Consider the following 18,127-nt stretch of genomic DNA (forward strand, 5'->3'; position numbering starts at 1 on the left):
GCCTCAGCGCTCCTGTTTGCGGAGCAGCAGACGGGCCAGAACCATGTAGCTCGCGGCAAAAGCCGCCAATGCCGCATACATGGGGAGAAACCCGGAAAAGCCCACACCCTTGGTAAAGCTGCCCAGACTGATAAGCTGAAACCATGAGGCGGGGAACAACTTGCCTACCTGGTAAGAAATACCGGTAAGGGTGGAAACCGGGTAAAGAAGCCCCGAGAAATTGACGGCGGGGATCAGGCAAAGGATGGCTGTGCCAAATATGGCCGCAACCTGAGACTGCACAAAAACCGAGATCAGCAGCCCGAAACCGGTTGAGGCGAAAATATAGAGGATGGCCCCGAGAGACAGCGCCAGAAAAGACCCTTTGAGTGGCACACCCATGACAACAACCGAGAGCACAACCAGCGCCAGATAGGAAAGCGTGGCGAGGGCAACGTAAGGGGTCTGTTTGCCAATCAGATATTCTCCAACCGAGGCAGGGGAAGCGTATAGATTGACAATGGAGCCGATTTCCTTCTCCCGCACCACGCCCAGGGCTGTCAGCATGGTGGGGATAAGAATGAGCGCCAGCATGATGGTGCCCGGTGTCATGGCGTAAATACTGCGGAATTCCTGATTATAGACAAATCGGGGTTCTATGCTGATGGGGGATGCGGGTACCATTCCGCGAGGAAGGGATTTTCCGGCAGAAGACGCATATTGAAGCAGGGCGCCCGTTGCGTAGGCCCGTATATTGGCCCCCAAAAAGGGCATGGCGCCGCTGATGCCAATACCAACGGAGGGATGGCGCCCGGCATCAAGGTCGCGCCCAAAATCAGGCGGGATATCCAGCGTCATCTGCACTGTTCCCTTCTGGAGCCGTTGTGCCATGTCGGCATCGCTGGCAGCGGGCGCGGTTTCAGTAAAATAACTTGAACCTTGGAAAACCTCGATCAATTCCCGACTGTGATGGGTGTGGTCATGATCGCGGACGGTGTAACTGATTTTGTTGACATCGAAGGAGATGCTGTAAGCTGATACCAGCAACAGAACGACCGGCCCCATAATGGCGAAGGCCAGCCGCAGGCGGTCGCGCAGGAGTTCTATGGTTTCACGGCGCGCAAATGCCCACGTGCGCGCAAGCCATGTCACCAGTTTTGGAGACGATGCAGCATGCTGTGTCACACTTGCTGCCTGAGAAGTGGAAGCCGCAGTGGGCGGCTGTGGGTCTGTGCGGGCTTCTTCATCGCGTAGATAGTCAATGAAGGCCGCTTCCAGAGATGTTTCTCCGCGTTTGCGTGTCAAATCTGCAGGCGTGCCAACGGCCAGAACGCGGCCCCGATGCATAAGGGAAATACGGTCACAACAGGCGGCTTCGTTCATGAAGTGTGTAGAAACGAAGATGGTGACGTGCTTGTTGCGGGAGAGGTCAATCAGATGCCGCCAGAACATGTCCCGCGCGGCAGGGTCCACGCCTGAGGTTGGTTCATCCAGAATAAGGATATCAGGCGTGTTGATGCACGCAGCGGCCAGTTGCAGGCGTTGGCGGATGCCAAGCGGGAGATCAGCAGGGCTGGCACTGGCGAAGGGGCGGAGTTCAAAGTCATCCAACGCCTGTTCAACCCGTGTTTCTGCCTCTGGTGCGGGAACACGGTAGAGTCTGGCTTGTAGAACCAGATTTTGCCGGACAGTCAATTCTTCATAAAGAGAGAATGACTGCGACATATAGCCAATGCGCATGCGGGCATTGATATCATTGGCGGAGACCGGTTTGCCAAATAGTTTGGCTGTGCCGCTGGTAGCATCCAGCAGGCCGGTCAGCATTTTCATGGTTGTGGATTTGCCACAGCCATTAGAGCCCAGAAAACCGAAAATTTCTCCCCGGCCTATTCTGAAGCTGACATGATCCACCGCGACAAAGGACCCAAACTGCCGTGTGAGTCCGGTAGCCTCAATCGCGGGTTCTCCGCCGGGGTCCTGATACGGGGGAATGGAAAACCCGCTGGCGCGTGAGCGTTTTTCTTCAGGCAGAAGGGAAATATAGGCCTTTTCAACCGTAGGCTGTCCGGTCTGCTTGAGAATATCGGCTGTAGGGGCGCTGACCAGAACTTTCCCATCGTCCATTGCCACCAGCCAGGAAAAGCGGGCGGCTTCTTCCATGTATGCGGTGGAAACAAGAACAGTCATGGAAGGACGAGCAGCGCGGAGTGTATCCACAAGTGTCCAGAACTGCTGGCGTGACAGGGGATCAACGCCGGTGGTGGGTTCGTCCAGAATCAGCAGATCAGGGTCATGCACCAGGGCGCAACACAGGCTGACTTTCTGCTTCATGCCGCCAGATAGTTTACCCGCTGGACGGTCCGGAAAGGGAGCTAACCCCGTGGCTTCCAGTAGTTGTTTGATCCGCGTTTCGCGGTAGGCTGCGTCGAGCCCGAACAGACGGGCGAAGAAATCGATATTCTCACGCACGGAAAGCGTTGGGTAAAGATTGTGCCCCAGCCCCTGTGGCATGAACGCAACCCGTGGGAGAATAGCCTCGCGCTGTCGGGTATTGCTCATATCTGCGCCGAGGGTCATCACCGTGCCGCTTTGAATACGGCGAACGCCCGCAATCAGGCCCAGAAGGGTAGATTTCCCAACACCATCAGGGCCAACCAGCCCGATGGTCGTGCCCGCAGGGAGCGAGAGGGAAACATCTCGTAGCGCGACTGTATGACCGTAGCGATGCGTGAGAGAGCGCAGCAGTATATCAGCCTGATCTGCCTTCGGATGCAGGGCGGGCTGAGACATCAGTCCTGTTCCTGTTGTTTGGGGGCTGGCCACTGGGCGGAGGAGCTGGTGCGTACGTAGCCTTCTCCGGTCATGCCTGCTTTGAGGGCGCCACCCAGTTTAGCGACCGTGTCTGGCATGATCTGCAATTTGATACGATAGACCAGCTTTTCGCGTTCTGTGGCGGTTTCCACGTATTTAGGCGTGAACTGCGCTTCCGGAGAAACAAAGGAGATACGGGCTGGGATCAGAGACGCGCCAAGGGCATCCAACTGGATGCGGGCCTCATCCCCCACATGGAGTTTGCCTGCTGTTTCCGATGGGAAAAAGACGGTGAGATAAGTATCAGAGGGGTCGAGCAGAGAGGCCACACGTCCTCCGCCAGCCAGTACCGCGCCCCGTTCAGCAACTTTGTATTCAATCTGACCGCTGACAGGTGCCTTGACTGTCATATCGTTCAGAACGGTTTGAAGCCGATCAATCTGTGACGCCGCCGCAGTTGTGGCCGCCTGGGCCGAGGCTGCGGCATGTTCTGCGGCCTGTGCGGAAAGGGTGCGTGTTGTATAAGCGGTCTGGCGTTCCTGTACTTCCATATCTGATACAAGATGTTGGGCTGCCATTTGCCGTGCGTGGCGTAATTCCTGGCTCGCTAACGTTGCCGCGGCTTGGGCGGCTTCCTGTTCCGCCTTGGCACGGCTTACGGTTTCCTGCGCCTGTAAGAAGTTTGCCCGTGCACCTGCCAGCTGGGCGGTTATTTCCGCATTGTCCTCATAGGCAAGAGGTTGGCCGGCTTGAACATGGTCTCCTTCATGAAAGGTGATGTCTGTGATCCTGCCCGGATATTTTACGGCAATATCCAAACGCGTCATTTCCAGACGGCCATTGCTGACAGCAATATTGGGGGGCAGATCGTTCTTGTGCGCAAAGTAATACCATGCACCCGCACCGCATAGTCCGCCGACAAGAGCAGCGCAGCCAAACACCATGCCAAGCCGCCTGGGTGGCCGGGGGGCAGATGCCGCAGGGGAAGGGGCGGGCTGGTTGGGAGTGGTTGGCTGAGTGCTCATGGTCCGCTGCTTTTGTGTCTGGGGCGTAGGGTTCAAGAACGGTGTTTTTATCTGATTTTCATCGAAATGAACGATCGGTCATTTGTATCTTTTTACGCCATAATGCTTCTGGAGGATGCTGGCAATGATATGTGTCAGCCAGAATACAGCCATGAGCGGGGGAAAACACATTTCAAAGTCGAATTGACGGCTTTTAGGGTGATGCGTTATAACAAAATTCATTCTATAAAAACTATTATTAACAAATACTTATTGTGTTTTCTGGGGTGGAAAATTATTTTCTTTTTCGAGAAAGCTATTAGGCAAAAAAATCATTGGTATGTGGTCATTTCTCCACCGTTTATGGTTTTTCTGATGGTGGCGTTTTAATTCATGTAACGGGACTGCCTTCCTATAACGATTGATTAAAACGATTATTCTAGGGCCTGAGAGACGAAGACGGAACGGGCCGGAATGAACAGACCGTTGTCAGGTTGGAAGAGGAGGGGAGCCGTTATTCAACGTCCGGTAAACCGCCCCACTGAAAGAAAAAACATGTCGGTGTTCAGGGAGGGAACCGTGGTATGTGGCGGAGCCTGTCACTCCTGCGTGAAAGCGCCACAATTTTATAAAATGCTGTCGCAAGAGTTGCGTTATCCCAGTAGCACAAAGGGATAGGCGGTGTTCAGGACGAACAGATAAAGAAGGATTGTTTTCAGTGGATGGTGGCGAGCAGAGTTACTGGGTGCACGATGATAATCTTGCTGTCCGTGTTGTGGCGATGCGGCGGGATACCAACGCCGCGGGAGATGTCTTTGGCGGCTGGGTTGCCGCACATATGGATCTGGCCGCCAGCACAACGGCTGAAGACAGGGCTGGCCGCAAATGCGCTACGGTCGCCATAGATGGATTGGTGTTTCATCGCCCGATGGCGGTTGGGGATGAACTGAATGTTTATACCCGTATCCTGAAGGTTGGCCGCACGTCTATGACGATTGAGGTGGAAGCAATACGCAGAATACGGCGTACCGCCATCCGGCAGAAAGTGACGCAGGGAAAATTCATTTTTGTGGCGCTGGATGATGACGGAAAGCCGTGCGCGGTTGATAAATAGGGAACCTGCCGCCTTAGGTTTCTCCTGACGATCGCGGCTTCCTTCGGTTCATAAAGAGGGAACGCCCATATCGTTCAAGCCGGTTTATGGACTCATATGCGCTATAAGTAAGGGCAGAACGGAAAGCGTTTTACCTTGAAATACGCTCAGGCGAGGGGCAGCATGAGCGGATGAAAAAAATCATCCCTCTTGTCTTAACGGCGTGTTTTGTCAGTTTTTTAGGCGTGGAATGCACAAGTGCGGCATCTGCCAGGACAGAGGGGAGTGCTGCTCCCTCGTCCGCTGAGAAACGGGTGATCGCGGAGCGTATTGGTGCTGTGAAGAATGCTCAGGATCGCGCGGCCATTGAAAGCCAGAGCCCTGTATGGAAGATGACAACCTTTCTGTGTCAGGATGCAGCGCGTCCTGTGTTGGAAGAAAAAGGGGCAGGACGGCGGTTTTTCTTGCAGGATGACAAGCCGGAGAGTCAGGTTTTTGTGGGGCCGGAATTGTTGACTGGCCGCGGGCAGTTCAGCCTGAAAAAGGACGCCATGCAGTGGGTCCCATTCACATGGGCCTGCCATCTTGATCCCAAAACGGCCAAAGTGATTCGGTTTGACGTGGCTGAGACAAGGGAAGCAGATACGGCAGAGGGAAAGCCTCCGGTCTGTCAGGCAAAGGATCTGCATCTGACGCTTGATGCTCAGAACGGGGCCTTCAATGGGATGTCTCATTCAGGAACCATGGTTATCCTGAAGAATACAACTGCCCATGCCTGTTCGGTTCCGGCGTATCCGGCAGTTGAGTTGCAGGACAGCGCTGGCAGGAATGTGTCTACGCACCGTCAGACAGAGAGCGCTACGGCATCGGGCCAAACGGACAGCCTTTCCCATCAGGATAATGCTTCAGTGACCCTGCCGGCAGATGGAACGTTATATACCGCGCTGCGCTGGGTGTCTGGCGATGTCTATGACGGCAGCCATAATTGCGTGACTGCTGCTGCTCTTCAGTTGATATGGGACGACGGTAGGCAGAGCGCGCGTGTTCCTATGCAGGCGCATGTGTGCGCACCAGCCCAGCAGAGTGCCCAATTTGAACAAACACCATTGAGCGCCCATTCCGCTATGCCGTAGAAGCGGGCACAGAGTTCTCTGGTGAGGTTTTATCGTGTTTCTTCGGCAACTGACCTATCTGCTGGCGCTTGATCGCTTCCACCATTTTTCCCGCGCGGCGGAGGCCTGTGGTGTTTCTCAGCCCGCGCTCTCGGCAGGTATCCGGCAGTTGGAAGCGGAGCTGGGCATTACCATCATCCAGCGGAACCGCCGGTTTTACGGTCTGACGGCGGAGGGAGAGCGGGTTCTGGCCTGGGCACGGCAAACCTTGGCCGCGCTGGATGGTTTGCGGCAGGAGGCCGCCCTTGCGCAGGATGTTGCTGGGGGATCGCTTGCCATTGGGGTCATTCCAGCGGCTATTCAGGTTGTGCCGTTGCTGCTGGAGCGCTTTCGGGCCGTGGTGCCAGCCTTGCATGTGGAAGTGAAAATCTGTTCCAGCAGAGATATGGTTCATTTACTGCGGGAACATACACTGCAACTTGGCCTGATGTATCTGGATCAGGTTCCAGCGGATAGCCCGTTTGAAACGTCCGCGTTGTATGCTGAGGTGCCTGTCCTGGCGGCTGCAAAATCCATGCCTTTGCCCGCAGCCAAGATAATTGAATGGAAGGACATAGCCGCCGTGCCGCTGTGTCTGTTCACTACGGAGATGCGGAGCCGCCAGTTGGTGGATGCCGGGTTCAGGAATGCGGGTGTAAAGCCGACAATCCTTCTGGAAACCAATGCGTTGGAGTTACTCCATGCCGAGTTGCTTTCCGGGCGTCTGGCCAGCATCTTGCCAGTTGTGGCACTGCCGGAACGGGTTGGGCCGGAAGGTTTGCAGACGCGCCGGATTGGTCCTTCTGCTTCCCCTGATGTCGGGCTGGTGCGGTTGGATCAGTCAAACGGTACGGCGCTGTTGGAGCGCGTATGGAGTGTTGTGCGTGCACTGAAGCTGGATGATATTTATATGCCCTAAGGGCTTAGAATAGCGCATCATAATTTCTGCTTATGAACTGATTACAACAAACGCTTGGACGTTTATCCGGGCCTTTTGCATGGTCCACCTTTTACGTGAGGAAATACCATGCGTAGCGCCAAAGAGCAGGAAAGCAACGGCGGAGCATTTTTCTCTGCCTCTGCATTTGGCGCGCGAAGTTTGCGGTTTGCAGGTGAACTGGAAGACCGTTGGCGGCAGAAATTGCGCTGGCTGCTCGCGCCTTCTCTGGCTGATGTTACATTTGCTGTTCGGTCCGCATTGGCGGCAGGGTTGTCCTTGCTGATTGCCATGTGGATGGAACTGGATAGTCCGCAATGGGCTCCTCTGACTGTCTGGGTGGTTGCACAATCTTCCCGCGGAGAAAGTCTTTCCAAAGCCCGGTGGCGTATTGCAGGCACGGTGCTGGGGTGTGTGGTAGCCATTGCTCTGATTTCTGCTTTTCCTCAGGCGTCGGCTCTGTTTTTTTGTGCGCTGGCGCTCTGGATTGGCTGCTGCTGCGGGTTGGCGACCTTTCTGGAAAGCTATCGGGCTTATGGTCTGGTTCTGACAGGCTTTACATCCGCCATTGTTGCCACAGGGGCCATTGCTCAACCGGATGATGTGTTTAACGTCGCCATTGCGCGCGGAACATATATTGTTCTCGGGGTGGTGTGCGAGGCTGTGCTGGCCATGCTGTCCTCGCCTTATATGAGGGAGCAGGCCCGAAAGAATCTGGATAATCGGCTTGAAGGCGCTTTAAGGGCGGTAACGGCTCTGGTGAAGGATCTGATCACCGGGAAGGCGGATGCCAGAGCCCATGCTCAGGTTCTGACAACGCTCGTTTCCGCCAACAGCCGTATCGAGTTTGATGCACTGGAAATAGGCGGCCGTACGCATATTGCGGATCACGCTCGCGCTGCATTGTCCTGCATGATGGTCATGCTTGCCCGTGCGCGGGCGCTCTCTTTATTGGGGGGGATGGACCGGGACGCGCGTTATGATGATGCAGGCAAGTCTGTGCCAGTGGCGCTTATGGCGGATTACGAGGCAGCACAGAGGCATATTCAGGCCGCTGAGCATCCGGTAAGGGGGGATCATTTCCGCTTTCACATAGCCTCCCGCAGACACGCGCTGGAATCAGTGGAGAACGGCGTAAGGGCCTGCGCGGGCATTCTGGGCAGTTGGCTGGTCTGGGAAGTTACGGCCTGGCCGTCCGGGGCAGGGTTCGTGTCCTTTGTGGCGCTTGTGTACGGTCTGCTGGCAACACGTGAAAACCCGATAGTGGCATCTGGTTCCTTTTTTAAAGGTGCCTGTTGGTGTGCCGCCGCCGCGGGACTTTATGCGTTGTGGGTTCTGCCCAAAATAACGACGCCGGAAATTCTGCTGATGGCCCTTATGGTGCCCATGACAATTGGGGGGCTGGCAGCACGGCATGCTTCGACCGCGGGGTATGCGTTTTCTTTCAACATGTTTTTCCCGGTGCTGCTCGGCCCAATTAACGATGGTCGTTATGATGAGCAGTCCTTTTTTAACGGCGCGCTGTGTTTTCTGCTGGCGGTTCTGTTTGTTGGCTGGACATATCGGGTTGTTCTGCCGTTTCGGGTTGATTCTCATATGCGGCGCACTGCACGGTGGCGGCGAAGGCGGCTCAGGGCGTTGGCGGTGCAGGGAAGCCGAACAACCATTCAGCAATGGTTGGCGGAAAGTTCAGACAGTCTCGTTCGTATTCTCAGAAATGCTCAGAATGTTCCCGCCCCGCTACGGCTGGCTTACATGCAGGACCAGTTGCGTCTGACCAGTATGGGCATGTGCCTGATTACGGTTAGGGATGCTGCCCATGACAAGGGCCTGCCAGTGCATGTCAGGCGGACCTTACACCTTTTTCTGCGGAAATGGGCCGAAGGCGGATCACAGGCCACAATTTGGGCCCAGAAGATGCAAAGCTGGGTGGCGCGGCAGCGCCGGAACACCGGCGAGCGCCCAGTTCAGGAAGAATTGGAAAAAGTCGAACTCATGCTCAAGGTAATCGCAGTGGAAGGCGCTGACACCTGAACAAACCTTGTTCCGGGAAGCCCTCAGGGGCGAACGGTAGGATTATGCTCATCCGCCATACCGCAGGCCGTTGGTTCATCAATGGTCAAAAGGACGCGTAAACGTTCTGACATCGGGAGATGGGAGAGCGGGGGAGAGCGATGCACCACGCCTTGACCATTTGCGTGCGGGCCTTTGTTTCCTTCAAGAAGAGCAATGTGCCCGGCAGGAATACGATGGATCAGGGCAGGGTCGTCTTCCGGCGATGATGAAGCGGCAGTCTGCCCTTGCGTTGTGGAGACCCATTCGGTGCCTGGCCCGTAATACGTGCAGAGCAACCGCAGTGCGACATGGTCCGTATGGAATTTTCGGCAGGAATCCGTGGTGATCTGCTCCAATCTGAAACGGACAGCATCAAGCCCGCTTGCTTCCCGATACAGTTGGGCGAGGTGCAAGGCGTCCTCCAGCAAGGGGAACGCCGTAGGCGGCATATGGGGGGAACACAGAGTACGCAGATCTTCTGGCGTGCCTTTGGCCAATATGAGGCGAGGCCCTTCCTTGATCATGGCTTCAATCGCAGCCTGAAGTGTTGCGGGAAGAGGTCGCGCAAGAATGGTCATGGGCTCCTTGCCTGAATGGATATCGGCCCGTGCGTTTTGGAAAAGAGACAATCTGGTGGGGCAAGGAGAAGACAACATGAAAAACCTCAAAACGTAACGTTATAATATTACGTTCTCTGCGGATGATTACAAGAGGGCTGCATATCGGACGTGTAAGGCGTTTTTTTGAGAGTAGGCAGAAAAAGGGATAGAAAGAGAGGAACGTTCCGGTAAGAAAGGAAAACCTGATGCAAAAAGGCCTATCTTGGTGGCATGCGGTGATAGCGGGGAGCATTCTGTGTTCCACGCTCATGGTAGGAAATGCCAAAGCGCAGGAGGAAACGAGGGAGCCTCAGTCAACCCTCATTATTCCTTTGGCACCGGCTGTAGCGGTACAGAAAGAAACGCCGGTTTATCACTGCACTGGGCCTCACTCCCTTTTGCAAAAATTGCCGGCAGGGGATTTTCCGGTGACATATCTGAATGCGGGAGCGGTCAGTCTGGCTGTGTTCCCAGTTGACGGGCAGACCTTGGTTTTCACCAACGTTATGTCTGCTTCCGGAGCCAAATATGTTGCAGACCGATTTGTATGGTGGACCAAAGGGCAGCAGGTTTTCTTTTCTGAAGACCGAGCAGATGCAGGATCACCAAGTGTTTGTGAAGAAGTGAAAATTTCTCACACCGGAACAGAAAAACAGGCCCGGTAAACAGGGGTTTCTCGAGCGAAAAATGAGGGGGCGCAGGGATGCTGCTTGAAAAAGGCGGTCGCACATTTTTGCAGGACCGTCAGCTTGGAAGCTCTTTGTCTGCCATTGCAGGGGCCATAAACGCGTTTAGTTTTCTGAGTGTAGGATATTATTGCGCCAACATGACAGGCAACGTGTCTGCTTTGGCGACAAATTTTCTAAACGAAGACATGAAGGTGGCTCTTGTTTCAGCGGGGCTAGTAGTATGTTTTTTAGTAGGAGCCATGCTTTCCGCCATTATGGTGAACGTGGGGCGCAGGCGGGGTGAAGCTGGCATTTATGCCTATAGTATTCTGATTGAAGCCGTAATTCTGGGAGCCTTGGCTCTTATCCAGATGTTTTACGTGCTCCCATCCGTCCAGAATGTTTTCTTTCCCTTGGTGTTGAGCTTTCTGATGGGAATGCAGAATGCAACCGTGACCCGTGTCTCTGGAGCCGTTGTAAGAACAACGCATGTAACCGGTATGCTAACCGATCTGGGGATAGAGGTGGCAAACTGGCTGGAAACCGGGCGAAAGAGAACCCAGGCCGAACAGCATATCAAAATGCGTCAGCGTTTGTGGTTGCATAGCCAGATTATTCTTTGTTTTATTGCAGGAAGTGCTGTTGGTGCATGGGGATATCTGCACTGGCAAAAAGGTTTTCTGCTGGGTATAGCAGGTATATTGGGATGTTTGGCTGTACCGGGTATTCTGGTGAATACAGGTTCTGAAAAGCGGAGAGAGGCCGACGGAGAAAGCAGCAGCCAGTAAAAGTCTGTTTTCTTCGCGTCATTTAAAAAGGGATAATGGCAGAGATATTAAACAGTGGCTGAGATAATTGGGTAATTTTGCGGATCTTGAAACTGTTGTTTTTATGCTTTTCTCACCAGGAGGGGGCTAACAACCCTCTTTTTCCGCCTGTGTAAAAATCGTAACCTGTTGGTATTGCTTCTATTAGAAAAATCAAAATAGGGTTTTTAGAACTTTTCATCTGCCAAACTGTAGAGATTATTTTTTCGATTTTCAAAACAATATTTACATTGCGTCATGTTTTAAAAATTGCATATGGAATCTCAGGGATAGTTCTGAGTGAGTGCAAAAAAGACCAGATGCAGGACTTTAGGCGCAGTAAGCAAGATGTCTTCGGGCTGGCGTATAGGGTGGCTCGTTTTTCAAACGCGGCCAAAACGCCGGAGGAGACGTTCTGGCCTGTCTTTTCTTATTTTACAAAGCCAACAATTTTTTCAGCTTCGGCAACAATCGGCTCGGCAATGGCCTGAGCGCGCGTGGCACCTGAGCGGAGAACGGCGAGCAGATGATCTTCATTCTGCATCAATCGGGTTGTTTCCTGTGCGATGGGGGCAATGGCGTTAACCACAACCTCAGTCAAAGCCTGCTTGAAGGGGCCAAAACCTTCGCCTGCATGTTTTGCCAGAACGTCCGTAATGCTGATGTCCGAAAGGGCAGCATAGATTGTGACCAGATTTTTGGCTTCCGGCCGGTTTTCAAGCTGTGCGGGATCTTCAGGCAGAACGTCCGCATCGGTTTTTGCGCGGCGGATCTTGAGCGCAATGGTATCCGCGTCGTCCGTCATCTCAATCCGGCTCTGGGCGGAAGGATCTGATTTGGACATTTTCTTGGTTCCATCCCGCAGGCTCATGACGCGTGCGGCGGCAGGAGGAATAAGGGCTTCTACTTCCGGGAAGAAGGAGACCCCGTAATCATGGTTGAATTTCTGAGCGATATCGTTGGTCAGTTCCAGATGCTGTTTCTGATCTTCTCCAACAGGCACGCGGGTTGCCTTGTAAGCCAGGATGTCGGCAGCCATCAGACTGGGATAAACGTATAGACCGGCGGAATGGTTTTCCCGGTCCTTGCCTGCTTTATCCTTGAACTGTGTCATGCGGTTGAGCCAGCCCAGGCGGGTGACACAGTTGAAAATCCACGCCAGCCGTGCATGAGCCGACACAGCGGATTGATTGAACAGGATGTGTTTTTCTGCATCAATGCCGGATGCTAGGAGAATGGCGGCCTGCGTAAGGGTTTGGTGCCGCAGTTTTTCCGGTTCCTGCCACACAGTAATAGCGTGCATATCTACCAGACAGAACACGCACTCATGGTCGGCCTGTAGGTTAACCCAGTTCCGGATAGCGCCCAGATAGTTACCAAGCTGCGGAATGCCGGACGGCTGAATGCCAGAAAAGATGCGTTGCATATGCTTTACCACTGTGATCGTGAGCCAGGAGAAATTAGGGGATAGGAGAGAGCTTGTTCAGATTTTCCCGTTCTTCCGCCACCATTCCCGCAGATTTTCGGACCGCGCGCGCCGCCGCGATATCCTCTTTGGTCATAACGGGGGCAGGTTGCGTTGAGCCGCGGGCAGAAAGCCAGGAGAGGATCTGCGCGACTTCGTCATCTTTAAGGTAACGGAAGGGGGGCATTTCTGCTTCATAAGGCATGCCATTGGCCATGATTGGTCCGCTAACACCATTCATGAGCACATCAGCGAGATATTTACGGCCTTCTGCCGTGCTGGCAATGCGGTCTAAGCGTCCGACCAGCGGCGGAACGGATCCGGGCATGCCGTCACCGCTATGATGGCAAATACCGCAGTTGCTGCCGTAAAGATTTTTCGGGCTTTTGGGTGAACAGCCGCCAAGAAGAAGGGAAAGAGCACCAACCGCCAGAAAGGCGGACCGTGTGCTATGAAAAGACATCATGGTCTGAAACCTGTCCTACCGGTTCTGCGCACGACAGAACCGGTTCAGGCCGTTTCCGGATTAATGAGCGTGATCAACGCCCAGCAACTGGATACGGAAAATAAGCGGGCTGTCTGCCGGGATAATCCCCATGGCCTTGTGGCCATACCCGAGTTCGGGCGGTACATAGAGCATCCAGGTATCACCCACATGCATCATGGGAAGGGCTTCCATCCAGCCTTTCACCAGCCCCTGCAAGGGCATCTGCATGTAAGCGCCATCGCCATGCTGTTCGGAACTGTCAAAAATGGATCCGTCTGGCAGGCGGCCTTCATAGATCAGCATCATCACGTCTCCCGGGCGCGGCTGTTCGCCGTCCTTGGGGCCGGATTTCAACACCTTGTAGGCCAGGCCGTCCTTCAGCACGGTCACACCGGGCTGAGAGCGGAGCTTGTCCATCTGCTGGGCTGGGGTCAGTTCAGGTTCCGCTTCCTTATGTGAACCGCACGCAGCAAGAGAGACGGCCATGCCGGCCGCAAGCAGGTAAGGAGTAAGTTTGAAACGACTGGTCATGACCCTCTCGACAATCTGAAAAGAATGGCGGTGACGTCGCACCCTTAAAGCGCGCCGCCCTTACGTCCGATCTGAGCACCCAACCGCAGACGCAGCGCGTTCAGTTTGATGAAGCCCTGTGCGTCTGCCTGGTTGTAGGCACCTTCGTCATCTTCAAACGTGACAACGCGGGTATCATACAGGCTGTTCGGGCTTTCACGCCCTACGCAGATAACATTGCCCTTATACAGTTTCAGGCGGACACGGCCCGATACGGAATGCTGGGAGGCATCAATCAGAGCCTGCAGCATGCGGCGTTCCGGGGAGAACCACAGCCCATTGTAAAGAATGGCAGCATAACGCGGCATCAGGCTGTCCTTGAGGTGCATGGCCTCGCGGTCCAGAGTGATGGATTCAATGCTGCGGTGGGCCGTCAGCAGGATGGTGCCGCCGGGGGTTTCATAAATCCCGCGGGACTTCATACCCACAAAGCGGTTTTCCACCAGATCAAGACGGCCAATGCCATTGGCTTTGCCCAGCTCGTTCAGCTTTGTCAGCAGCGTGGCTGGAGACATGACTTCACCATTGATGGCAACCGGATCACCGCTGACGAAATCGATTGTGATTTCCGTAGCTTTGTCGGGTGCCGCTTCTGGAGAGATGGTGCGTTGGAACACAATTTCTTCTGGTCCAACTGCCGGATCTTCCAGCAGTTTTCCTTCAGAAGAAGAGTGCAGCAGATTGGCATCCACCGAGAACGGCGCTTCTCCACGCTTGTCCTTGGCGATGGGGATCTGGTTTTCTTCGGCAAAAGACAGCAGCCGGGTGCGGGAGGTCAGATCCCATTCACGCCACGGAGCGATCACTGTGATGTCGGGCTGCAGGGCGTAATAGGCCAATTCAAAACGAACCTGATCGTTCCCTTTGCCTGTGGCACCGTGCGCTACGGCATCTGCACCGACCTGACGGGCGATTTCAATCTGGCGCTGGGCGATCAGAGGGCGGGCAATGGAGGTGCCCAGCAGATACTGGCCTTCATACAGGGTGTTGGCCCGGAACATCGGGAAGACGAAATCCTTCACGAAGGTCTCACGCAGATCTTCGACAAAGATTTCCTTCACACCGAACATTTCGGCCTTTTTGCGCGCCGGTTCCAGTTCTTCTCCCTGACCCAGATCAGCGGTGAAGGTGACAACTTCACAACCATAGGTCTTCTGCAGCCAGCGCAGGATGACAGATGTGTCCAGCCCGCCTGAATAGGCCAGCACAACTTTTTTGACATCTTTTCTGGCGGCAGGTGCGCCCATGGGAGTGATCTCCTGAGTAAGTAAGACAAGAATGTTTCGCCCTGCTTCCTAGCATCAGCAGGGCAGGGGAACCAGAGGCCAAGCTCGTATCTGGGTAAGAAGAAGCAGAAAAATCAGCCCTGCGCTGCGCGCACGCGTTCGCTTTCAGTTTTCAACTGCCCACATGCCGCCAGAATATCGCGCCCCCGGGGCGTACGAATAGGAGACGCAAATCCGGCATCCATGACGATATCCGCAAACTTGTTCTGCTGCTCCCGCGTGGAGGGGCGGTAGTCACTGCCCGGCCAGGGATTGAACGGGATCAGGTTCACTTTGGCGGGGATACCTGAAATCAGCCGTACCAGTTCACGTGCATCGGCTTCACTGTCATTCACGCCACGCAGCATGATGTATTCAAATGTGATGCGGCGCGCATTGCTGGCTGCCGGATAGCGGCGGCAGGCGGCGAGAACTTCTTCAATCGGATATTTACGGTTGAGCGGTACAATCTGGTCTCGCAGGTCATTCCTGACGGCATGCAGGGAGACGGCCAGATTGATTCCCAGTTCGTCCCCGCAGCGATCCATCAGGGGCACAACGCCGGATGTGGAAAGGGTAATGCGGCGGCGCGACAGGCCAATTCCCTCTCCATCCATGATGATTTTCATGGCTTTGGCGATGTTCTCGTAATTATAGAGCGGCTCTCCCATGCCCATAAGAACAATGGTGGAAAGCAGGCGCGGCGTCTCGCCTTTGGGGCTGGGCCATTCATTGTAGGAATCCCGCGCAGCCATGAACTGCCCCACAATTTCCGCAGCGCCCAGATTACGCACCAGTTTCTGGGTGCCGGTATGGCAGAACGTGCAGGAGAGGGTGCACCCTACCTGTGAGGAGATGCAGACAGCACCACGATCTTCCCTACGGTCAGGAATGTAAACGGTTTCCGCTTCCTGCCCGTCCCGAAAGCGGAAGAGGAATTTTCGTGTTTCATCGGTGGACGTCTGGACCATGGCCGCGTCTGGCCGACCAATAATGAACTGCTCCGCCAGCTTTTGCTGCAAAGGCTTGGCGATGCTGCTCATGCGGGAAAAATCTGTCACTCCCTGATGATAGATCCAGTGCCAGAGCTGCTTGGTCCGGAACGGCTTTTCCCCAATTTCCAGAAGAATTTCCGTAATTTCGTCGCGTGAGAGGCCAACGAGGTCTCGGCGTCCGTCTGCCAGTCTAGCTTCTGGAGGGCTGAATAACGCAGCCTTGGCCAGAATGCGTGCCCGTTCCTCCGCATTCAGAGAAGCCGCGGCTTCGGCATCATGAGTTTTGGGATGAGAACCTGAAGAAACGAGGGACATACATAACGCCGTAATGGGAGGGGGATGATGAGCTTATAACAGAAAAAGGCCCGGCGGGCACCGGACCTTCTCTATATTATAGACTGTTTTTAACGGAAACAGCAAAGGCTTGCTGCTTCTCTATGGCAAAGGTCAGTCAGTTCTGAGCGCTGTTTGCTGCGTGAGGTTGGTCCTGCAGATCAGCGCGCAGCCACGAAGCTACGTGCGTTTTGGCAGGATCAATTTCATCCATGATCAGGCTGATGGTCTGCGCGGAGTACGCATCCGGCTTGCTATCAGGAGAAATTGGAAAAGTCGGGCGCGGAATATCAAAAGTCAGCGCAGGCTCCGGTGCGTCTCCTTCCGAACTGGCAGGCGCAGGGCTGTCTGACTGAATGTTGGCGACCACCGACAGTCTGTCGGCGTCTGGATGCTGGCCGAAGAAGAGATAAGCGTAGGAGGCCGCTGCCGAAAGCACATCTCGCATAGCGATCCGATACCGGTTGGTGCCATCAGATGGGAGCGCCCGCGCGCGCAGGGTAGCCGGGTCCGCCGTAATAACGAGGGTTTCTGCCTCAGGCTCATCTTGAAGGATTAAACCATCCTGCTCGTAATCGCGCAGAAGGGGGCTGCTTGTGGCCAGAATGCTGTCATTGTGCGCAACTGCTGCGTGATAGGGAACGGGCGCAGCCTGAACAACATCAGTGATGCCGAACAGGCTGGTTGTGACACCGAGCATCATGATGAATTTACGCATAAATAAAACAGATCCTTTTTTGCTGAGAAAGCCAAGCTCTCATAAAATTGTGGCAAAAAAGGAGAAGAATAGCCATGCAGAAAGAGCATGAGGCGATATAAAATCGGTTTTATGTAAAATGAAATTTAAGATTTACGTGCAGCGATCAGAAACTCTTTATTTCCTTCCGGGCCAGTAATCGGACTGGGTTCTATCCCGATTACTGTCCAGCCGGGCAGATTGCTCCACCACTCCTGAATGGTCGCACAGACGCTTTCATGTACAGCAGGGTCGCGCACGACGCCTTTTGCACCAATCTGGTCTCGCCCCGCTTCAAACTGCGGTTTGATCAACGCAACGGCCCATGCACCCTCTGCAGCAAGAGATAGCGCGGCGGGAAGCACCGTGCGGAGGCCGATAAAACTGGCATCGCACACAACAACTGATGGCGCGATGGGAATAATGGTGCTGTCCAGATACCGTGCGTTACATTTTTCGAGCACCGTTACGCGCGGATCTGAGCGGAGTTTCCACGCAATCTGCCCGTGTCCCACATCCACAGCGTAAACAGATTTTGCACCGTGGGTCAGCAGAACATCTGTAAACCCGCCGGTTGACGCGCCAACATCAAGGCAGACGCAATCTTGCGGAGAAAGCCCGAAATGGTCCAACGCATGCGCCAGCTTGCAGCCCCCGCGTGAGACCCAGGGGTGTTGTTGCCCGCGGACCTCAAGGGGAGCTTCTTCCTGTAGCTGGTCTCCGGCTTTGGCGACCCGCTTCTCACCTGTGAACACAAGCCCGGCCATAATAAGGGCCTGAGCTTTTGTTCTGCTTTCAACCAGCCCTCGGTCAACAAGCATCTGGTCAACGCGACGGCGTGCCATCTGATTAGGCCGTTTGCTCCGTCAGAGAGACGCCCAATGCGCTGAGAGCGGTTTTTGTGATGTGTGGCGCTGTGAGTCCAGCCTGCTCGTATTGAGCGTCCTGCGAATTATGGTCGATGAAGATATCGGGCAGGGTGAGGGGGCGGAAGCGGACGTTATCGAGCAGACCGGTGCGGGCCAGATGGTGGCCGACCTGCGTGCCGAATCCGCCAATCGAACCTTCTTCCAGCGTGATCAGCACGGCATGGTTGCGGGCCAGGTTTTCCACCAGTTCCACATCAATCGGTTTGGCAAAGCGCGCATCGGCCACCGTGGGCGGCAGGCCATG

General features: G+C 54.7%; 17 protein-coding genes. 6 read left to right on the forward strand and 11 right to left on the reverse strand.

The window, feature by feature from the left end:
• Positions 1–3 precede the first annotated feature (3 nt).
• Positions 4–2,769, reverse strand: coding sequence for a ribosome-associated ATPase/putative transporter RbbA (rbbA, locus tag AD948_RS16340; RefSeq protein ID WP_061472708.1), 2,766 nt, complete (start codon positions 2,767–2,769; stop codon positions 4–6).
• Positions 2,769–3,815: an HlyD family secretion protein gene (locus AD948_RS16345; RefSeq protein ID WP_061472709.1), complete on the reverse strand. Its 1,047-nt coding sequence runs from the start codon at positions 3,813–3,815 to the stop codon at positions 2,769–2,771. The genes rbbA and AD948_RS16345 overlap by 1 nt, the downstream gene beginning before the upstream one ends.
• 760 nt (positions 3,816–4,575) lie before the next feature.
• On the opposite strand from AD948_RS16345, the gene AD948_RS16355 reads away from it, so the two are divergent.
• The 4 genes from AD948_RS16355 to AD948_RS16370 all read left to right on the forward strand — a co-directional run bounded on the left by AD948_RS16355 (position 4,576) and on the right by AD948_RS16370 (position 9,009).
• Complete coding sequence (locus AD948_RS16355) at positions 4,576–4,908, forward strand: acyl-CoA thioesterase (RefSeq protein ID WP_045543692.1); 333 nt, start codon at positions 4,576–4,578, stop codon at positions 4,906–4,908.
• A 170-nt stretch (positions 4,909–5,078) separates the two neighbouring features.
• Positions 5,079–6,020, forward strand: coding sequence for a DUF4232 domain-containing protein (locus AD948_RS18255; protein WP_061472711.1), 942 nt, complete (start codon positions 5,079–5,081; stop codon positions 6,018–6,020).
• A gap of 34 nt (positions 6,021–6,054) precedes the next feature.
• Positions 6,055–6,957, forward strand: coding sequence for a LysR family transcriptional regulator (locus tag AD948_RS16365; RefSeq protein WP_061472712.1), 903 nt, complete (start codon positions 6,055–6,057; stop codon positions 6,955–6,957).
• A 108-nt stretch (positions 6,958–7,065) separates the two neighbouring features.
• Positions 7,066–9,009, forward strand: coding sequence for an FUSC family protein (locus tag AD948_RS16370; RefSeq protein ID WP_082782491.1), 1,944 nt, complete (start codon positions 7,066–7,068; stop codon positions 9,007–9,009).
• Positions 9,010–9,032: 23 nt separating this feature from the next.
• Here AD948_RS16370 and AD948_RS16375 read toward each other — a convergent pair whose 3' ends face one another.
• Entirely contained in the window at positions 9,033–9,608 is a 576-nt protein-coding gene (locus AD948_RS16375) for a DUF1826 domain-containing protein (protein ID WP_061472713.1), read from the reverse strand.
• A gap of 290 nt (positions 9,609–9,898) precedes the next feature.
• Between AD948_RS16375 and AD948_RS16380 the strand changes: the two genes are divergently transcribed.
• Positions 9,899–10,294, forward strand: a complete 396-nt coding sequence (locus AD948_RS16380) for an MliC family protein (protein ID WP_082782496.1) — start codon at positions 9,899–9,901, stop codon at positions 10,292–10,294.
• A 38-nt stretch (positions 10,295–10,332) separates the two neighbouring features.
• Entirely contained in the window at positions 10,333–11,085 is a 753-nt protein-coding gene (locus tag AD948_RS16385; RefSeq protein WP_061472715.1) for a YoaK family protein, read from the forward strand.
• Between the two features lie 448 nt (positions 11,086–11,533).
• Here the strand turns inward: AD948_RS16385 and trpS are convergent, their stop codons facing one another.
• From trpS to AD948_RS16425, 8 genes are all read right to left on the reverse strand, one after another.
• On the reverse strand, positions 11,534–12,529 hold the full coding sequence (gene trpS / locus AD948_RS16390) for a tryptophan--tRNA ligase (protein ID WP_058988748.1): 996 nt from the start codon (positions 12,527–12,529) through the stop codon (positions 11,534–11,536).
• 34 nt (positions 12,530–12,563) lie between these two features.
• Positions 12,564–13,034: a c-type cytochrome gene (locus tag AD948_RS16395; protein WP_061472716.1), complete on the reverse strand. Its 471-nt coding sequence runs from the start codon at positions 13,032–13,034 to the stop codon at positions 12,564–12,566.
• A gap of 60 nt (positions 13,035–13,094) precedes the next feature.
• Positions 13,095–13,586, reverse strand: coding sequence for an FKBP-type peptidyl-prolyl cis-trans isomerase (locus AD948_RS16400; RefSeq protein ID WP_035378641.1), 492 nt, complete (start codon positions 13,584–13,586; stop codon positions 13,095–13,097).
• Positions 13,587–13,630: 44 nt separating this feature from the next.
• Positions 13,631–14,872: an argininosuccinate synthase gene (locus AD948_RS16405; protein ID WP_061472717.1), complete on the reverse strand. Its 1,242-nt coding sequence runs from the start codon at positions 14,870–14,872 to the stop codon at positions 13,631–13,633.
• 113 nt (positions 14,873–14,985) lie between these two features.
• Entirely contained in the window at positions 14,986–16,200 is a 1,215-nt protein-coding gene (rlmN, locus tag AD948_RS16410) for a 23S rRNA (adenine(2503)-C(2))-methyltransferase RlmN (RefSeq protein WP_061472718.1), read from the reverse strand.
• A gap of 136 nt (positions 16,201–16,336) precedes the next feature.
• Entirely contained in the window at positions 16,337–16,936 is a 600-nt protein-coding gene (locus AD948_RS16415) for a hypothetical protein (RefSeq protein ID WP_061472719.1), read from the reverse strand.
• A gap of 125 nt (positions 16,937–17,061) precedes the next feature.
• Positions 17,062–17,799, reverse strand: a complete 738-nt coding sequence (locus tag AD948_RS16420) for a TlyA family RNA methyltransferase (protein ID WP_061472720.1) — start codon at positions 17,797–17,799, stop codon at positions 17,062–17,064.
• Positions 17,800–17,803: 4 nt separating this feature from the next.
• Positions 17,804–18,127 (reverse strand): transketolase C-terminal domain-containing protein (locus AD948_RS16425; protein WP_276325363.1); only part of this gene is annotated, 324 nt, incomplete at its 5' end.

Source organism: Acetobacter senegalensis, assembly GCF_001580995.1.
GTDB classification, from domain to species: domain Bacteria; phylum Pseudomonadota; class Alphaproteobacteria; order Acetobacterales; family Acetobacteraceae; genus Acetobacter; species Acetobacter senegalensis.

Bases quoted from the DNA above. Each gene is read 5' to 3' on its own strand.
- AD948_RS16385 (WP_061472715.1), top strand. From the start codon at position 10,333: ATGCTGCTTGAAAAAGGCGGTCGCACATTTTTGCAGGACCGTCAGCTT.
- AD948_RS16370 (WP_082782491.1), top strand. From the start codon at position 7,066: ATGCGTAGCGCCAAAGAGCAGGAAAGCAACGGCGGAGCATTTTTCTCT.
- AD948_RS16355 (WP_045543692.1), top strand. From the start codon at position 4,576: ATGCGGCGGGATACCAACGCCGCGGGAGATGTCTTTGGCGGCTGGGTT.
- rlmN (WP_061472718.1), bottom strand. From the start codon at position 16,200: ATGTCCCTCGTTTCTTCAGGTTCTCATCCCAAAACTCATGATGCCGAA.
- trpS (WP_058988748.1), bottom strand. From the start codon at position 12,529: ATGCAACGCATCTTTTCTGGCATTCAGCCGTCCGGCATTCCGCAGCTT.
- AD948_RS16415 (WP_061472719.1), bottom strand. From the start codon at position 16,936: ATGCGTAAATTCATCATGATGCTCGGTGTCACAACCAGCCTGTTCGGC.
- rbbA (WP_061472708.1), bottom strand. From the start codon at position 2,769: ATGTCTCAGCCCGCCCTGCATCCGAAGGCAGATCAGGCTGATATACTG.
- AD948_RS16405 (WP_061472717.1), bottom strand. From the start codon at position 14,872: ATGGGCGCACCTGCCGCCAGAAAAGATGTCAAAAAAGTTGTGCTGGCC.
- AD948_RS16400 (WP_035378641.1), bottom strand. From the start codon at position 13,586: ATGACCAGTCGTTTCAAACTTACTCCTTACCTGCTTGCGGCCGGCATG.
- AD948_RS16375 (WP_061472713.1), bottom strand. From the start codon at position 9,608: ATGACCATTCTTGCGCGACCTCTTCCCGCAACACTTCAGGCTGCGATT.
- AD948_RS16420 (WP_061472720.1), bottom strand. From the start codon at position 17,799: ATGGCACGCCGTCGCGTTGACCAGATGCTTGTTGACCGAGGGCTGGTT.
- AD948_RS16395 (WP_061472716.1), bottom strand. From the start codon at position 13,034: ATGATGTCTTTTCATAGCACACGGTCCGCCTTTCTGGCGGTTGGTGCT.
- AD948_RS16345 (WP_061472709.1), bottom strand. From the start codon at position 3,815: ATGAGCACTCAGCCAACCACTCCCAACCAGCCCGCCCCTTCCCCTGCG.
- AD948_RS16380 (WP_082782496.1), top strand. From the start codon at position 9,899: ATGGTAGGAAATGCCAAAGCGCAGGAGGAAACGAGGGAGCCTCAGTCA.
- AD948_RS18255 (WP_061472711.1), top strand. From the start codon at position 5,079: ATGAAAAAAATCATCCCTCTTGTCTTAACGGCGTGTTTTGTCAGTTTT.